Raw genomic sequence first — 18557 nt, 5'->3', positions numbered from 1 at the left:
CTAACATTAACAATGAAACAGGATACTAACCTCTGAAATTAGTATACTCATAAAAATTGAATTTATTTATCCAAATCATCCATTGGTTTGTCCCATTTTCAATAATGCTAATTTTATCATGAAGTAGGAAATATCCTCTGGTACATTTTCCTTAATCGGCTTGAGCTTCTCAGCACCTGTGCTTTCAATAGCTTGATAGATCAACTCCAGTTTTTCCTTCGGTAGAAACGTTTCCCACTCTAAATCAAAACCACCTTCCGCACATGTTACAAGATGATTTTCAATGGTTATTCTACTTAAACCACGAGTGCTGGCTATTTCACTCATACTATTTCCTTCTTTGTACAAACGATAAGTTTCTAGATGCGTGGCTTCTTTTTTAGTTTGTTTTTTCACTTCAGCATGAGCCACAAGAGGTTTCTCCAATTCAGCATCTGGATTGTCAGCTAGATATTCAGCAATTGTTTGAAGAAATTGTTCCCCGTATCGTTCTTGTTTCTGTGCCCCAACACCTTTAACCATAAGCATCTCCGAAACTGTAACCGGCAATTTGACTGCCATGTCTTTTAACGCAGCATCGGAAAAAATAATAAAAGGTGGAACTTTTTCATTCTGAGCAATTTCCTTTCGAGTTTGGCGAAGCATTTCGAACAAGCCGCTGTCGATATTTGTAATAGTCTGTACCTGTTTTAATTCTTTTTGCATTACCTTCCGTTTTCCTAGTAAAACTTCTTTACCCGTATCACTTACCTTTAGCACTGGAAACTGCCCGCCGGTAATTTCTATGAATTGTTGTGCAGTTAAATAGTCGATAAAATCCGCAACATGCTTGGCTGATTTCGCTGAAAGAATGCCATAAGTAGATAACTTTTGGAAGCCAAACTCTTCTATCTTTTTCACCTTTGAACCCGTTAACACCTGACTAATTAATGTTTTCCCAAAACGTTCACCCATTCGGATCATGCAAGACAAAACCATTTGTGATTCTGTCGTTACATCCATTTCAGCACGATTATCTTTACAATTTTCACAGTGCCCGCAATCATCAGGGTTTTCTTCTCCAAAATAGCGAAGGATGAAGGCTTGCAGGCACCCTTCTGTGAAACAATAATCCTTCATTTGATTCAGCTTCTGTAACTCCTGATACTTCCATTCATCTGTTCCTTGCGATTGATCAATGAAAAACCGTTGAATATGTAAATCCTGGGGCGAATAAAGAAGGATGCATTCACTTTCAAGTCCATCACGACCAGCACGTCCCGCTTCTTGATAATAACTTTCCATATTTTTCGGTGTTTGATAATGTACAACAAACCGCACATTCGATTTATCAATCCCCATTCCAAAGGCAGAAGTAGCCACCATTACTGTTATATCGTCCTTTAAAAAAGCGTCCTGTTGACGTGTACGCTCCTCCTCATTCATCCCAGCATGGTATCTCCCTGCTTTAATCCCAGTATTCGTAAGCTTTTGTGAGATCCGGTCCACATCTTTTCTTGTTGATGCGTAAATAATCCCTGACTCACTATGATTTTTTTCCAAATATCTCATTAAAAACTGCGCTCTATTTTCATCCTTCATAACGGAAAAGGTAAGATTACTTCGTGCAAATCCTGTGGAGAATTGATGGTCTAAATCGATATCTAGAGTCCGACAAATATCTTCCTTGACGATTGGCGTAGCAGTGGCTGTAAGGGCGAGGACAACCGGGTTTTGTGGAATTTCTTGTAGGAGTGTATTGATTTTCAAATAACTCGGACGGAAATCATGCCCCCATTGTGATATACAGTGTGCCTCGTCAATAGCAACAAACGAAATATCCAGTTCACTTAATTGATGCAAAAAATGAGGAAGTTCTAATCTTTCCGGAGCAATATACACCAGCTTATGCATTCCTGCTTTAATCTCAGCAAGTCGTTCTGCCGCTTCACTAGCTCCAAGGGAACTATTTAGAAACGTAGCTGAAATGCCATTTTGGTGTAAAGCATCCACCTGATCCTTCATTAATGAGATAAGGGGGGAAATGACAAGCGTAATTCCGGGAAAAATAAGTGCGGGGATTTGATAACAAATTGATTTCCCTCCACCAGTCGGCATAATTCCAGCCGTACGGTATCCTGCTAGAACCGATTCGATAATGTCTTCCTGTCCTGATCGAAAGGAATCATATCCGAAATAGGTTTGAAGCAGTTGTTGATGCTCACTTTTCAACACGTTCACCCTTTCCAGCCATTTTCATAGATTGTATAAGCTCTTTCATTATACGAAAAGATAGATATGATGACAAATTGAATGATAAAGTGAAACCTCAATCAATGGAAGTCTTACTGCTCGCTAAGCCTGGGATAAAAAAGAAAAGAGTCTGACCTCACTACACTATATACCGTTTATTGTGTCATTTACACATAATATAAACAATATATAGTAGATGTGGGTTCAGACCCTTTTGTTATGGGATAATCATCTATTTATTATCTGACCTTTAGTTTAAAACTTTAACTTTCACATTTTTTCTTCCCCATTTTTTTGCATCTTGCAAGTTAGGAATAAAGACATCGATTTTATTTCCTTTAATTGCCCCGCCCGTATCTCCAGCTACTGCATTTCCATATCCTTCAACATAGACTTTCGAACCTAACGGAATGACTGACGGATCGACTGATATTACCTTCGTATCAGGGTTGTTTTTTAAATTAATTCCAGTTGCAGTGATTCCACTGCAGCCATTACAACTTGCCGTATAAGCTGTTGCAGTAACGCTTATTTCCTTTGCGACATTTTCCGTGCTAGTTGCAGTTTTCGCAGTCTGTTTAACGACTGGTTCTGCTGATGCTGCCGATACTGGCTGCTTTGTAGACTCTGTCTGTGGAGCTTCAACAGGTCTTGATTTTTGAACAGACGCAGACTGAACGGGTGCCTGACTTGTACGATCCAAAATAACAATCTGATTGCCAGGGTAGATTAAATCACTTTCGATTCCGTTCCATTCTTTAATTTCATCGACTGTTACGCCATTTTTTTTCGCAATATTCCATAATGTATCGCCAGATTTAATCGTATAATATTCTTCATTTGAAATCTTTAATATATCGTCCGTATGTATTCGAGCCGTTTCTAACCCGTTCCATGTCATAATGTCTTCTACAGATACTTGATGTGTTTGAGAAAGTCCCCATATTGTATCTCCATCTTTCACTTTCACATCCTGCGCATTTGCTTGTGACCCTAGACTAACGGACAATACCGCAACCGCAGCTAATGATAAGATTGATTTTTTCATATAATAGTTCCCTCCCTGTTATGCTTGTTCAAGCTAACAATATTCATGTTAACACAGAATCTCCCCCTGCAAAGAACAAGCAGATAAAGATCTAGTAACAAACATAACAGTAAGATGACAACGAGATAACAAGGAAACAGAATAGTCGATTTATTATTAGTACAAAAAGGATGATGAACGTATTTCACTAAATGACAGTGAAAAATTTCATCATCCCTAAGCTTTATTTTCGATTTGCAGAATAGGTCCAGCCATCTTCCTGATAGACCTTGTCTTCTTTCATTAGTTTACCTAGTGCACGTTTGAACGCACCTTTGCTTAAGCCAAAATGGAAATTCACATCTTCTGGCAATGTTTTATCGCCATATGGCATTGCACCACCACGATTTAATAAATATTTATAAATAACGGCTGCGTCTTCTTCCATTTTATCTTGTTTGAAAGGTAAAAGGGAAACATTTAACGTACCATCCTCTTTCCGATCAATAACTCGTCCTTCCACAAGCTCACCAAGACGAGGTTCCTCAACCCGTTCTGTTTCATGGATAAAGCAGCGATATCCTTCTTGGGAGATGAAAAAAGAGCCAACCATTAATAAGCGGTAAACGTTTCCTTTAACAGAATCGTTACGAATTCCTTTTAATGGGGCTTCGACTGACATTTCCTGCATTACATCTTCTGACGCAAGTTTTCCTAATAACCTTTCATGCCGATCTGATTTTAGTGAAATATATAGAGCATCTCCCACTTTCGGCCATAGATGACGCAGGTTCGGCAAATCATCAACTGAAACTAAGATATCTTTACTTAAGCCAATGTTTACGAATACACCCATTTCCTTTTTCACGCTGACAACCTCTGCCCAGCCATAACTATCGAAGCGCACTTCAGGAATTTTCGTTGTTGCAGTCAAGCGACCCGTTTTATCTAGATAGACAAAAACCTTCACTTTATCACCTATTGAAATCTGTGAATCAGATTGGATTTCACTGTTCGGTAGAAGGATACTATCCATCCCGTCACCAATAAAATAACCAAACTCAGCTTCTCGTTCCACTTCTAATTTAATGGCCATTCCAGCCTGAATCTTACTCATCTTTATACCTCCTGAAGCATTTCGCTACATCTACTTCTAATATTGTACCCGTTTTTTATCGTTTAGCGTATTAAAAACGGATAATAGTTGTCTTTAACTATGTTCGTCTGTCCGTATCCAGCGCTAGCAGCCACGTTTCTATTCTGATTACCATATTTGAATTTATCATTTTTCGAAAGAGTTGTATATGTTTAATTTAAAAAAGCGCGGAGTTACTGCAAGTAACTCACTGCACCTTTTCCATCAATCTTTACATTATAAGAAAGTTGATTGAGCTTTGATATAATCGCTTGGTTATAGTTTTCGTCCATGAATTGTGGTTGTCCTTTGACAATTTTCGCAGGTTTGAGCGAAGAAGAAATTTCTCCATTATCTAAAGTAACTTGGACAATCATCGTTTCTGAACCTTTTGGTGAAGCCGATTCTGTGAAGATGAAATTACCAAGGCTATAATAAATGGGACAGCCTTTATACTCCTCGATCCCCATCAATGAGTGACTGTGAGAGCCAATAACGGCTGAAGCTCCTGCATCAATGAAAGCTTTCCCCATTTCTCTAGCATAGCTTTCGGGGTAATCTTGTCTTTCCCTATTCCAATGAATCATTATCATTAGATAATCAGACTGGTCAGCTACTTTCTTTATATAGGTCATCATCGGTTCATTTTGATAGCCACTTGCAATACCAGGTTGATCCTCTTTTGCACCCCAAGATACCTCAGGTAAAACCCTACTTATTCCAATGATTGCAATTTTCTTACCGTTCACTTCCTTATAAAAGGCAGAAAAAGCCTCTTCCTCGTTATTCCCTGCACCTGTATAGGCAATATTATACGATTTCAAATGATCAAATGTATCACGTAGTGCGTCGAGTCCATAATCTAGTGTATGATTATTTGCCAAGGAAACGACATCAACACCTGAGTTGACTAGACCTTGCAATGTCTTTGGTTCCGATCGAAAGGTAAATTGCTTATCAGATGGAATGCCACGTGTTGAGACTGATGTTTCAAGATTAATTGCCGTGATATCAGAGTTCCGGAGCGTATCGCCTACTTGTATAAATGGATAATCTACTCCATATGCTTCTATTAATTGTCCTACACTTCGATCTAATAAAACATCTCCGGTAAACGTTACTGTGATGGGTTTATGCGTTCCCGATTGCTCGTACTTATGTACGTCCGTTTTTTTCTCTAGAAAAGAAGATTCTGGTGCTTTCTTAACAGCCACTTTTGTAACCTGACTTTCTTTTTCAGAAAAAGCCGGTACAGCCTGTCGCTCTATCGATTGGAGTTGAAAAAGATAAAATGCGACACTAATAATCAAACAGACAAATAATAGTAATGTCGTTTGAATAAGCAGTTTCCTTGTTCTTCGCGATTTTCTCCCCATATACCTTCTCCGTTCCTATTTTATAGACTTTATCTGTCTATTATACCAACACTGGTAATTCTGTTAAACACATCCAGTTATTTTTCCTAAAGATTCCAACATCCCTAACACCAATCCCCATAATTGTAAATTGTTTATTCAGGCACTAAGATTTGACCTTGTTTCCCATTGCTTAACAGAGTGTGCATAATCACTTTTGAAAGTTGACTTGGCTGATAAGGCTTTACTAGATATTCTTGAGCACCTAAAGAAAAACCTTGTTCTTTTTCATCTAGAGCTGTTGAAACAAAGATGGGTATATGTTTGAATCGTTCATTTCCCTTTAATTCTTTCATAACACTCCAGCCATCCATTTCATCTTCTTCAAGAAGAATATCTAGAACAATGGCGTCTGGGGCAGCTGTTTTCATTTGTTCCAACGCTTGACTTCCACTGCTAAAGTAACTTACATGGAATCCGCTATCAAGTAATTCAAGTTTTAAAAGTTCAGCTAAACTTAAATCATCTTCAATGACTATGATATTGTAATTCAAATCTGATGAGATTCCTTCCGTTTGTTTCGTTAGCTCCCTTGTTATCACCCTTGGAAATTCAAGCTTGAAGACACTTCCCTTCCCATATTCAGATTCGACGGTTATTTTTCCACCACTAGCTTTAACAATCTCTTCAACAATTGCTAGTCCAAGGCCAGTTCCACCAATTCTTCTGTGATCCGAATTGTCAACTCGATAAAACTTTTGGAATAAATGTGGAATGGCGTCATTAGGAATACCTAATCCTTCGTCCTCAATTTCGATGAATACAGATTCAGGGTTCTCATTTATCCTAACTGTAACATTTCCTCCATTTGGCGAGTATTTTATTGAATTGCTAAGAAGATTCGTAAACACTTGTTCAAGCTTAGATTTATCTCCAAAAATAATAGACTGATGAACACCCGATTCAAACGCAAAATGATGAAGGGTCGTATTCACTTTTTGGTGTTCGATTGTAGTTTCAATAATTGGATATAGATCCACATATTTCTTCTCATACGTTTGCTTACCTGATTCCATTCTTTGAACATCAAGGAAATCATTAATTAATAAAGTTAACCGATTTGCTTCATTATAAATCGTCTGTAAATATTTCATTTTTCTTTCAGGCTTTAATTTTTTATTTAATAGAAGTTCTGTAAAACCAAGGACACTTGCTAGAGGAGTCCGTAATTCATGACTCACTGTGCTTACAAATTCAGATTTCATTTGATCAACTTCGTATTCCTTCGTTATATCACGATGAACAAGGATTGTTCTTAGAGAATCATCCCCATGATAAATCGTTTTCGCATACACCTTCATTACTTGTTTTGTATCCTTTTTACAATAAACAAATGATTGCTCTTCTTCTGCATTTACAGCAGATTCAATAGCTCTTTTCAAATTGACAAGGAATGTATCCCCTTCTATTTGCTCAGCCATAAGCGAGCTCCATTCAGTCCATGACAATCCTATCAATCCATTTATTAATTGTTTTTGATTAAAGATGGAATTTAGACGCTGATTTACTTGAATCATTTTACCATTTTGATCAATCAACTGAATCCCTTCTTGGACTGCATTTAAAATATCTTGATTTAAATTACGATTACTCTCCGTTTCTTCATACATCTTGATTTTTTCAAGAGAAATTGCAATTTGTCTTGCTAATGCTTCATATTCACTCAAATCCTTGTCTGAGAAATTGTTACCATATCGGCTGAACACCATGATAGCTTCAACTTTATGCGAAGATGATAGAACGGGTAAATACAAATCATAACTATAGTTGATATTCTCATGATATCCTTTTTCTGCAATTTCTTGTTCCCGTTTCAAGGTAAATGCTTGCTTTGTCTCAAATAGACGCTGTACCAACCCTATATCCATAAAACGGATAAATCGATCGATACCTATTTGAGTTAGACCAAAAGCGGCATAAGCGTCTTCTTCTACTAGTTTAATGATTCCTCGATCTGCACCAATCAGTTTACACATGTTTTGAACAACACTTTGAAGAACTTCTTTTTTATTTAAGGTATTAGAAATACTATGAATTAATTCATTTCTTCTAGTGAGTTTTTGCTCATGTAATCTGAGATTTTCTAACGTGACTTCAAGTTCATGCTGCTGTGCATGTAATTCATCTTGTTGGGCTATTAACTCTTCATTTTGCGCAACTAATCCCTGTTCTTTTTCTTGAATGCTTTCAACCATCTTCTGGAAAGCAACAGATAGCATACCTAGTTCGTCTTTTCTCTTAGGATCTACATGAATAACCGCTTCTCTACCAGCGGCAATTTCATTTGCGGCAAATGAGAAGTCAATCAGTGGTTTGCCAATATTTCTAAAAATCATTCGAATAATATATTGGACGAGCAATAAGAATAGAACAATAAAACCGATAAAGATTAGCTGTAAATTTGATTGATTTTTACTAAGTTCGACTACATTCTTCGCTAACTGATTATCAAGCGCTGAGCTTTTGGCCTTCGTATCTTTTAGAAACCGTTCCACTTTCATGGTAGTCTCTGTATTTGCTAGATCAAGAATTTCAGTATGATTACCATTTTCATAATTAGTGATAATATTTGGCAACACATCACCAAAGTAATAATCAGAAAACTCAACCATTTCTCGGTAATCGGATTTTTCAGAAATAGTCACACTATCTCGTTCTAGTACTGAAATTAACGCTCTTATACCCTTTTCTTTCCCTCTTGCACGCTCCATCAATTGTGAGTTATTCGATGCAACATATCCTCTAATATCTAAAAAAACAGCGTTATATTCATCATAAATCGTATTAATTGTTTTCCGTTTTTCAACGAGCACTTTGCGATTCTCGATATATTGATGATTTAAGTTTTGTTGAAGAAAAAACAAAATGGCAGTACCAAAAAGACCAAATATTAAACAAGCACTGATGAGTAAAATAACCTGTCTGGACAGGCTGTTCCGAAAATAATTACTAAGCCTCATTTACAATTTCCTCAATTTTTTCTAAAAGTTTAAGAGGACTGAATGGTTTTTCCATAAAGTAGTCAGCACCTGCTAACAGAATTCTTTCTTGTTCATAGGCTTGGCTTTTTGCTGAAAGCATCAAAATTTTCGAATGTCCCAGCGTTTCTCCTGCCTTAATTTTTTCAATAAGCTCAAGACCTGTATATACCGGCATCATATAATCAAGAATTACAAGATCATATTTTTCCAATTTCAAATAATCAAGTGCTTCTTGGCCATCAGCCGCTTCGTCAACGATAAAATCTTCATCCTCAAGCGTGTCAACAATTAACATCCGTAACACTGCTTCATCTTCTGCCAATAAAATCCGTTTCATGTTTTTTCCTCCTTGAATAAAATGAGTAGAAATCGAAAATAGCTGAATCACCCACATTATTTTTCTATCATACTCATACTTGTAAGTGATCTTCTAATAACACCCATTCTATATAGATCGGATTTTTTGTCAGTTTTTCTAGCTTATCTGCATTATTTTTCTCGTTTTAGTAAACGTTCAATTCGCGCCTGTAGTTCAGGCATTGAGAATGGCTTTGTAACATAATCATCTGCACCAAGCTTTAATGCTTGAGCAATATTTTCTTTGCTCTTTCGTCCAGTCAGCATTAATACCGAGAATTGGTTTGCATAAGGACCAGTTTTCACTTTTTGTAGGACCTCAAGTCCATCCATGATTGGCATGACACCATCAACAATCAAAAAATGATCCCGACCGTCATCTGCCCTTCCTGATTCAAAAAATAAAGGCCCGTTTTCAAAGACGGCAATATTTAGTTCTATATGACCCATGTCAATCGATTCGATTATTTTATAAAGCATGGTCCGAATAATGATATCATCGTCAATGACTGACACATTAAGTACATTCTTTTTGTAACAAAGGGATTTTCCAGCAGTTTCAACTCTCGCTCTACCTAATCGCTTTGCCTCATATAAGGCATGATCTGCATACTTAAACGCTTCGTCAGGAGTTACGAATTCATCATCAACCGTAAACAATCCAGCAGAGAATGTGACTGTAAAACTCTTCTCTTTATAAATAAACACTTTTTGGGAAAATGCATGAATAAGTTCCGTCAGCCTTTGTCGAGCATCTGTATCCTTGGTTCCTGGAAATATAATGACAAACTCTTCTCCCCCATACCTGAAAATTAAGTCGGAACTTCTAATGGATCTCTTAATAAATTGGGCAAATTCATTTAACACTATATCCCCATACAAATGTCCATATGTATCATTCACATGCTTAAAGTAATCAATATCTACCACGCTGATTGAGAAAGCCTGTTTCGACCGTTTAAATTCTTGAAAATATCGTGGAAGCGTTTCTTCCAAAAATCTTCTATTATAGATTTGAGTTAATTCATCTATCAAGACCGATTGATCAAACATTTTCTTCCTTTGTAAATGTCGTTCTATCTTCACGATGAACTCTTCTATATCAATTGGCTTACCGATAAAATCATCTGCACCAGATTGATAAGCTTTTATTCTTGTTTGCTTGTCATTTTGTATACTTATTATCATCTTGGGAATGAAATACTTTTCATTATGAGTCTGTATATCCTCTAATACGTGAAAGCCGTCTTTCGTCGGTAAATGTATATCTAGAATTAAAAGATCAGGCTGCATTTCGAAATATTGATTAACCGCTTTTTCAGGATCTGTATTCGTTATAACCATCCACCCTTTTTCTTCAAGCACATCTTTAAGTAGGATTAACATGGACACATCATCATCAATGATTTGGATAAGCTGTGCGTTCGATTGTCTGATTGCGCCTGTTTTCATCGTTACATGTTCATAGTTTTCATATTCGTAGGTTAATTCCATCAAATCAAATAGAAAGCTTCTTAGCTCATCAAGCTCCCAAACCTTTTCACTATTCTCATCAAGCACAGAAAGTAGCCGATCAGATACTTGCATCAGGCCCCCAAGCTGAATGGTTCCAGCAGTTCCTTTAATCGAATGAAGAAAACGATAGACTTCTCTTTGAGGAATCCTTTCATTTTCTTTAGATTCAAACCAATCCATTAGAATTTTTTTCGTATTCTGTATTAAATGATTTTTATATTTTTCCAGATTCACAAATATCCCCCTATTACTAACGTACCTTCATCATAATACAATCGACTCGCATTACATAGACATTTTTCTGTGGTAAAGGCGCGGGGCTTCGCGCGGTCAGCTCCGCACCACAACCTTCATTAGGTTATACAATTCTTAAACTTTAACTTTTTTCATCGTAAGGCTTTGGGTCGGACGCTCATGAAAGTTTTCTATTTCAACTTACATTTTGCTAAGAGGGTTACATATTTAGAAATGGCTGTTTTCTAAAGGATTGTTGTTTATTAAATGCGAAAATTTATCAATTCTAAAAAGATAAATTTATATAATGTAGATTAAGTAATAGATATTAGATGAATAGAAAGTGGGGGTGGGGTAATGAGTAAAGATTCAGAAACTCTGAAAAAGAAGAGAGAGGCTAAGACAAGAAGAATAAAAAGGAAATCCAACTGGAAATATGAACAATGCGTTTTACAGGTTTGTTAATGGAAATCTTGCTGATTTAATAGATAGTTTAAGTTGGAATGGTACTGGAATACCTTCCCTCTTAATCATAATAGGTTTGTAGTCGCATCAATATTCTTATAATAAAGAGACCTCTTGTTGTGATCTTTTATTATGCGCTTCTTAACATATCAACTGTTTAACAGTCATGTTCAATTAAATCACACTCTATGCGAAAACAGCCTTTTCTAAAATATTCTTTCAAAACAAATTAGGAATGTCGTATTCATAAACAAAAGGGCACTACTTCTATAGTTTGTGTTCTACAAACTATAGAAGTAGTGCCCCAACATGCATCCCTTTTGGTTTATAGTAGTTAATCAACAGTCGTTATATTAATTCTATATTCAACTCTATTTAACTCGTTAACTTTATATCGCTTTTTTTTCCATTAGTTCTATCATTCATACTAGTATTTTTTGTAAGTGAACTTACAATAAACATTACCAAAATATTAGCAGCAAGAGCGATTATGCCAATATTCAAATCTTGAATGACACTTGGAAGCGATGGAAATAATATTGCCATTGTTGTTTTCGTAAATGTGACATAGATAACAATCGCTACACCTACCAGCATTCCGATTCCAGCACCATATTTAGTAATTCCATTATTTTTTCTTAAACTTAAATACAACGACGGAGCCATTTGGGTAATTAAACTAAATGATGTCAAATATAAAGTGGCTAATGTGCTACTTTCACTCATGGAGAAAAATGCACATACTATTGATAATAAAACAACAAATCCCTTTGCAAAGAGTGCTTTATTTTTATCAGAAACATTGGGCTTTAATGGTTCTATCACGTTGGTCGTAATCATTGTCGCCGCTGACATTAACATCATCGATCCGGGAACTAGCGTTGCAAGCAATCCTGTTGCACCTATAATACCGACAAACCATGGATCAAACGACTTCATTGAAAGTTCTAACAATGCAAAGTCACCGTTTTTTAAGCCAGGAAGCTCGACAATTGCTGTAAATCCAACAAAATAAACAAATAGTACCATAATAGCGTATATCGGTAGCAATACTGCATTTAAACGAAATGCTTTTGCATTTTTAGACGCAAATACTGTTGGTGCAACATGAGGCCACATGAAATACGCAAAGGAACTAATTGCTACAGTTGAGATAAACCATGAAACGCTCAAACCTTTCTCAGGAAGGGTTAATGCTTGAGGCCTGACCTCACTAACCGCTTGGAACAGCCCTTCAAAACTTCCGTGATAATGCAGCGGTAAATAAATTCCTAAAAATAAGATAACAAAGAATATTAAAAAATCTTTAATTGTCGAGGTCCATGCCGATCCATGAATTCCTGAGACCATAACATAACCTAATAATGCAATCATCCCCACCCAAATGGCTACATTTGATGAGATAGCACCGTATGATGTTGCTGCAACTAAAATCCCCATTGATTTAAACAGGATTGTGATATACGGAATCAGTGCAACTACACCTACTATTGCAACGAATACTCCAAGACCTGTACTGTTATATTTCTTGGAGAAGAATTGCGATTGAGATACTACATTGTTTTCTTTCGCATATTTCCAGATGACCGGTAATAGCCAATACGATGTTATTGTTCCTAAAGCAGTGAAAGCTAATAAATAAAAGGCTGCTGCGCCGTTATTAAATGCTAAACCACTCGTTCCTAGCAACGTAAAAACGGAATAAGTTTCACCAGCTAACAGGAGGAATACAAATATCCCGCCAAAACCCCGGCCGCCAATTGCCCATTGTTCCATACTCATATTTTTCCCACGTTTGGCTAAAAGCCCCAAAATAATACTGATGATTAAAAATAGGATGATAATTAACAACGCTATATTCATTCTTCATTCTCCTTATTAAGAGGATCCAAACGATAAATAACGAACATAATCACTGAGCATAATATTGCCCAAAATATGATCCAAAATAAGAAAAACGGTAATCCTAATACATAAGGTTCGACTTTGTTTACAAAAGGAGCCCCACCTAGTATTGCAATAAAGGGTATTAACGCTAGTAAATAGTATAACTTCATATCTTCACCATGCCTTTCAAATGTGATAAAGTACACTCGTTTTACTTGATTAAACATTTAAGGAAATCAGATGGGGTTCTTCCCCATCTGATTGGAAGCTCCTACCTAAAGAAGTATGGACCTTACCTTAACACTTACATAGATACAGTTGCTTTTGCTGCTGATCCAGCAACAAATTTACCGTATCCAGGATTTTTAGTTACATTTTCACCATCGAAAACTTCTTCCCCACGAACAATGGTAGAAATCACTTTACAATTTAATTCTTGTCCATCAAATGGAGTTAATTTCGAGAAGGATTTAAATGAATTTTGGTCAATAACTGTTTTTTGATTCGGATCAATTACAGTAAAGTCAGCATCAAACCCTACACTGATTTGTCCTTTTCCAGGGATAGCAAATACTTCTGCTGGATGAGTAGACATTAAATTTGCAAAGTCATTTGGTGATAATTTCCCATTTGAAACAGTGCTATTAAACATTAACGGTGTCATAATTTCAACACCAGGCAGCCCAGATGATGCAAGAAAAATATTATCATTTCCTTTAACTTTTTGCTCAGCACTCCATGGAGCATGGTCAGAAGAGATTAGATCTATATTGCCTTCTTTAATATGCTCCCACAACCCTTGAACTTCCTCTTTTTCTCTTAATGGTGGGTTGTTTTTCGCAACTGGCCCGTATTTCTCCAGATCATCTACATCCATTAATAAATACGGATAGCATGTTTCACAAGTTACTTTAACTCCTTGAGCTTGGAATAGTTTAATCAAATCTATTGTTCTCGGATGACTAACATGAACAATGTGAAGTTTCACATTCGTCCAATAGGCGAATTCCAATAACTTTAATACAGCACTTGTTTCAGTAACTGGCGGGCGTGTTTCGTTATGCGCTTTAGGATAAACCTTTCCTTCTTTCTGATATTGATCAATCATATCAACTATGATTTCATCGTTTTCCGAATGGAAAGCAGCTCGTAAACCTGTTTCTTCAATCAGTTTCATAGCTTTTAAGATTTCCGGATCTGGAATTCTCGGAAAACGATACTCATCTGTTTCAAAAGTAGACATCTTAAAAGCAATCGCTCCAGCTTCTGCTAAAGGAATAATTTGATCTGTTCCACCCTTCTTTGAAATGGTTCCCCATAAACAAATATCTACAACTGCTTCTTCTTCTAACTGCTTAACTTTCTTATTGAATTGCTCAACATTATTAATTGGGTTTGGCAAATCATAAGGCATATCTAAGAAAGTTGTGATCCCACCTGCTGCGGCAGAAGAACTAGTTGTAACAAATCCTTCATTTGGATTACTAAAACAGTGCACATGAACATCAATCGTTCCCGGAAAAACATATGCATCACCAAAATCTTTGATATTTTCAGACTCCAAATTTCCTGATCCTTCATGAATACTAACGATTTTCCCTTCCTTAATTCCAACTTCTCCATGGATTACTGTATCTTTAGTAACAATATTCCCTTTAATAATCTGCTCTACTTTGGTCATGACGTAAAAACTCCCTTATAGTTGATTTTCAATTTTTTCTACAGCAGTTTTTATTGCCTGTACAATTTCATTCTTCCCTTTTTTTTCCATTCTTTCTTTTGGGCCAGCAACACTTAAAGATGCAACTAGCTTCTTGTCACTATCAAATATCGGCATACCATAAGAAATAACACCATCATCAATTTCACTTTCCGAATAAGAATACCCTTTTTGGCGAATTTCCTCTAATTGATTTAACATGACATCCAAATCGAGAATCGTTTGATTCGTGTGTTTTTTTACAACTCCACTAAGATAAAGATCCTTAACAATTTGGTCACCCATAAAAGCCAATAAAGCTTTTGAGGAAGCTCCTCCGTAAATAGGGACAATATTTCCTTGTTCAGAAGAAACCTTAATTGGGTGGCCAGAAGGAACTGCTGCTAAACAAACCGCTTGTAAATTCGAGGGTACTAGTAATATGGAGGTTTCTCCTGTTGATCGAGTTAATTCTCTCATTGCTTCTTGCGAAACGACTGGTAGATCAATATCCATTTTTACAATTTTAGCAAGTTTTAAAAATATATATCCCAAGCTATACAATCCAGGTGAATACTCAATAATGTATCCTTTTTCTTTCAGTACCCTCAAATGCCTGTACACTGAGCTTTGTGGTTGTTGTAGCTTCGCTGCTAGTTCAGGGACAGAAAGTGTTCTTGATTCAAAATCAAATTGCTCTAAAATTTCCAAAGTTTTTTCTGCGCTCACTACAATCCTCCGTTCTTTAGATAATGTGAAATCACCAATTATGTTACAGGTTATCATTTAGTGATAATACATTATCTAATATTGATAATATATACTTTACAACCCTTTTTTGCAAGCGCTTTTATTCAGAAATTTCATTTAATAAAAAAATCCATTCATCTTTTAAATAAGATGAATGGATTTTTTACAGTATTATCTTTGAAAACTATTTTGAAAACTCTAGAACAGCATTTAACATGGCCTTTGCTCCTAAATATAAATCCTCTTTCTCTGCCCATTCTTCTGGACAATGACTTCTACCATCCTTGCATGGTATAAATATCATCCCTACCGGAGCAAGCAATGACATTTGATTTGCATCATGACCAGCACCGCTTGGTAATTCAATAACGCTATCTGTCACTTTTCTACATGAGTTATGTAATAATTGCTTAATTTCATCATTTATTACAATTGAGCTTGATCTTGAGATATTTTCAATTTGTACATTTACATTTCTAGCCCTCCTAATCGAATCAACATTTTCTAAAAAGTCATTTGCTACTTTGTCAATCACTTCTTCAGAAATACTACGAATTTCAACAGCGAATTCTACTTTTCCAGGTACCACATTTGATGCATTTGGAAAATTATTAAAAACGCCAACTGTTCCAACAACTGGCTGCTCAAATTCTTCATTTGCTACTTTCTCTAGAGCAAGCGTCATTTCAGCAGCTGCTGTAAGAGCATCATTTCTCATATCCATCGGTGTTGTTCCTGCATGATTTGGTAATCCATCTACTGAAATTTTATAACGTTGAATTCCTACAATCCCTGTTACAACACCTAAACTCGCATTATTTCTTAATAAAACTGGTCCTTGTTCAATATGCAATTCTAAATATAGAGCAATTGTATCTTTCTCTTTTTTACAATTAAATAGAGTCTTTGGGTCTCCACCTGCAAATGAAATCGCAGCTGATAACGATTGTCCATCCGAATTCGTGTAAGTCAGCATTTCCTCAGTTAAGTTACCAGACCATGCACGGCTCCCAACTGTAGATAAACCGTATTCTGATGGTTCTTCTGCTGTAAAATCTACAATTTCAATTGTATGTTTGATTGCAATGTTGTGTTCAACCAAAGATTTAACAATTTCTAATCCTACAAGTACACCAGCAATTCCATCAAATCTACCTCCATTTGGAACCGTATCCGTATGAGATCCAATAACAATTGGAGGTAGATTTGGTTCAGTTCCAATTAAACGCCCAATTACATTAGCTCCTTCATCCTTTTTTACTTCTAAACCTATTTCTCTCATTTCATTTATTAACCATTCTCGCCCTTCGTTATATTTGGCGGTAAATGACCGTCTCGTCCATGGTTGATTCTCAATTGTGAGAGCAGCTAAATCATTTATTGTTTTCCATAATCGATCTTTATTTATCAATTCCATCTCTACACCCCATCAATAGTTTAATAATGCTGACATTTTATCAGCTGAATTTATCACTGTTTTTGAAAGACTTATGATTGTTTCTTCCGAAAATTTTTGACTTATTCCTAGGATGCTAACTGATCCTACTATTTTTCCAGACTTCGAGAATATGGGTGCAGCTACTGCACTAATCCCTAAATCTAACTCCCCATGACTAACAGCAAATCCATTCTTTTTTATTTGTTTTAATTCCTGTTCAAGTATCACTTTTGAAACAATTGTAGAATCAGTAAATTTCTCCAAAACCTCTTCACTCATAATCCTAGCTATTTTAGCTTGAGGAATAAAAGCCAATACCGCTTTTCCAGAAGCAGCTGCATGTAAAGGTGAATATCTGCCAATAATATGGGTGACATGTACAGATTTGGGACTATCTATTTTATCAATGCACTCCACTTTTTCGTCAACAAGAGCCGAAAGAGTTACCGTCTCTGAACATTGACTCGATAATTTTTCTAATTCCGGTCGTAATGTGCGCTGCAGAGCTTCATTTTTATCAAATCGATCCACAATAATATTAAATTCCTCAGGACGCAAACCATAATCACCATTATCTTGTTGAAAGACGAATCCTCTTCTTTGTAGCGTTTTTAATATTCTGAATAAAGTTGATTTATTTATCTTCATTATTTTAGATAATTCACCAATTGATATTGGTCTATTAATAATCGATAAATGTGATATAACTTGTAATCCTTTATCTAAGGTTAATAAAATTTCTGAACTATTTTTATTCATTCCTAACTGCCTTCACTTTCTGAACAATTAAATGTTGGGCGTTATAGCAAGTACATGAATATTTACTTTCAATTTGAGCTACTAAATCCGAGTCATACCCATAGCAATCCATGATCACATACTTTGGATGATGTAATTCAATCTCTCTAATCATTTCTTCAAGTACTGCTTCAGATTTTGGATGAACAGCTACAATATGTTTATTCCCTTCTACAATTGCCCATTTTATTTTCGCTGTTCCTATCTGTTCTTTGATTGGAACAAATATTATCGTAGTATCACCGTTTTTTATATTTCCTACCTTTTCTTTCAATTCTTTAATCGGATAAATTATTTCTGTTCGATTAGATGTATACGTAAATTCACTCATGCACAACACTGCAATAACTTCAGAACAATCCTCATATTTTTTTATTGCATCTTCTACCTTTTTTTCGATCGTGCCTTGGCTCATATTTGCCATTCCATTTCTCAATACAACGTATAATTTTTCTTCTCCTGGCTGTTTTACTAATACATCTATTTCATTTTGAGAAACATGATCAAGTGCACCAACCAGTTGATAATCACATATACCCTCTTTTTTAAACGCTTTCAACAAATCATCTCTAGGGGTCTGGCCAATTGTTATTAAAGTAACCATCCTATACCTCCAACATTATT

Annotated in this window: 15 protein-coding genes; 1 reads left to right on the top strand and 14 read right to left on the bottom strand. The window is 36.0% G+C overall.

The features are described from left to right. Positions 1-75 precede the first annotated feature (75 nt). The 7 genes from recQ to ACIQZI_RS07105 all read right to left on the bottom strand — a co-directional run bounded on the left by recQ (position 76) and on the right by ACIQZI_RS07105 (position 10896). The gene (recQ, locus tag ACIQZI_RS07135) at positions 76-2211 is read right to left on the bottom strand and encodes a DNA helicase RecQ (RefSeq protein WP_403071005.1); all 2136 of its coding nucleotides are present in this window, start codon (positions 2209-2211) and stop codon (positions 76-78) included. 271 nt (positions 2212-2482) lie between these two features. Beyond that, positions 2483-3280 (bottom strand): LysM peptidoglycan-binding domain-containing protein, encoded by a 798-nt coding sequence (locus ACIQZI_RS07130; RefSeq protein WP_403071002.1) that lies wholly within the window; start codon positions 3278-3280, stop codon positions 2483-2485. A 223-nt stretch (positions 3281-3503) separates the two neighbouring features. Continuing rightward, positions 3504-4376, bottom strand: coding sequence for a CvfB family protein (locus ACIQZI_RS07125; protein WP_403070999.1), 873 nt, complete (start codon positions 4374-4376; stop codon positions 3504-3506). 212 nt (positions 4377-4588) lie between these two features. After that, positions 4589-5770: a CapA family protein gene (locus tag ACIQZI_RS07120; protein WP_403070996.1), complete on the bottom strand. Its 1182-nt coding sequence runs from the start codon at positions 5768-5770 to the stop codon at positions 4589-4591. Positions 5771-5904: 134 nt separating this feature from the next. Continuing rightward, a complete protein-coding gene (locus tag ACIQZI_RS07115; RefSeq protein WP_403070993.1) occupies positions 5905-8769 on the bottom strand; it encodes an ATP-binding protein in 2865 nt (954 codons plus the stop codon). Further along, positions 8759-9127, bottom strand: a complete 369-nt coding sequence (locus tag ACIQZI_RS07110; RefSeq protein WP_062179083.1) for a response regulator — start codon at positions 9125-9127, stop codon at positions 8759-8761. Before ACIQZI_RS07110 ends, ACIQZI_RS07115 begins: the two co-directional genes overlap by 11 nt. 152 nt (positions 9128-9279) lie before the next feature. After that, on the bottom strand, positions 9280-10896 hold the full coding sequence (locus ACIQZI_RS07105; protein WP_403070989.1) for a diguanylate cyclase: 1617 nt from the start codon (positions 10894-10896) through the stop codon (positions 9280-9282). A gap of 436 nt (positions 10897-11332) precedes the next feature. Between ACIQZI_RS07105 and ACIQZI_RS07100 the strand changes: the two genes are divergently transcribed. Next, entirely contained in the window at positions 11333-11443 is a 111-nt protein-coding gene (locus ACIQZI_RS07100) for a DUF6366 family protein (protein ID WP_403070986.1), read from the top strand. Between the two features lie 293 nt (positions 11444-11736). Here the strand turns inward: ACIQZI_RS07100 and ACIQZI_RS07095 are convergent, their stop codons facing one another. The 7 genes from ACIQZI_RS07095 to ACIQZI_RS07065 form a co-directional block, all read right to left on the bottom strand. Then, positions 11737-13224: a sodium:solute symporter family protein gene (locus ACIQZI_RS07095; RefSeq protein WP_403070983.1), complete on the bottom strand. Its 1488-nt coding sequence runs from the start codon at positions 13222-13224 to the stop codon at positions 11737-11739. After that, positions 13221-13418 carry a DUF3311 domain-containing protein gene (locus tag ACIQZI_RS07090; protein WP_403072115.1) on the bottom strand — a complete coding sequence of 66 codons (198 nt, stop codon included), beginning with the start codon at positions 13416-13418 and terminating at the stop codon, positions 13221-13223. The genes ACIQZI_RS07095 and ACIQZI_RS07090 overlap by 4 nt, the downstream gene beginning before the upstream one ends. Positions 13419-13552: 134 nt before the next feature. Continuing rightward, positions 13553-14929 (bottom strand): dihydroorotase, encoded by a 1377-nt coding sequence (locus ACIQZI_RS07085; protein WP_403070980.1) that lies wholly within the window; start codon positions 14927-14929, stop codon positions 13553-13555. A 15-nt stretch (positions 14930-14944) separates the two neighbouring features. Continuing rightward, positions 14945-15676 (bottom strand): IclR family transcriptional regulator, encoded by a 732-nt coding sequence (locus ACIQZI_RS07080; protein ID WP_403070977.1) that lies wholly within the window; start codon positions 15674-15676, stop codon positions 14945-14947. A 205-nt stretch (positions 15677-15881) separates the two neighbouring features. Beyond that, on the bottom strand, positions 15882-17114 hold the full coding sequence (locus tag ACIQZI_RS07075; protein WP_403070974.1) for a M20 family metallo-hydrolase: 1233 nt from the start codon (positions 17112-17114) through the stop codon (positions 15882-15884). Positions 17115-17126: 12 nt separating this feature from the next. Further along, complete coding sequence (locus tag ACIQZI_RS07070; protein ID WP_403070971.1) at positions 17127-17894, bottom strand: IclR family transcriptional regulator; 768 nt, start codon at positions 17892-17894, stop codon at positions 17127-17129. Further along, positions 17887-18537: an AroM family protein gene (locus tag ACIQZI_RS07065; RefSeq protein ID WP_403070968.1), complete on the bottom strand. Its 651-nt coding sequence runs from the start codon at positions 18535-18537 to the stop codon at positions 17887-17889. The genes ACIQZI_RS07070 and ACIQZI_RS07065 overlap by 8 nt, the downstream gene beginning before the upstream one ends. Positions 18538-18557 lie beyond the last annotated feature (20 nt).

Origin of the sequence: Peribacillus sp. NPDC096379, from assembly GCF_044762875.1 — a bacterium.
Taxonomy (GTDB): domain Bacteria; phylum Bacillota; class Bacilli; order Bacillales; family DSM-1321; genus Peribacillus.
Note: the sequence above shows the minus strand (reverse complement) of the source record. Positions and strands in the feature narration are given on the sequence as shown.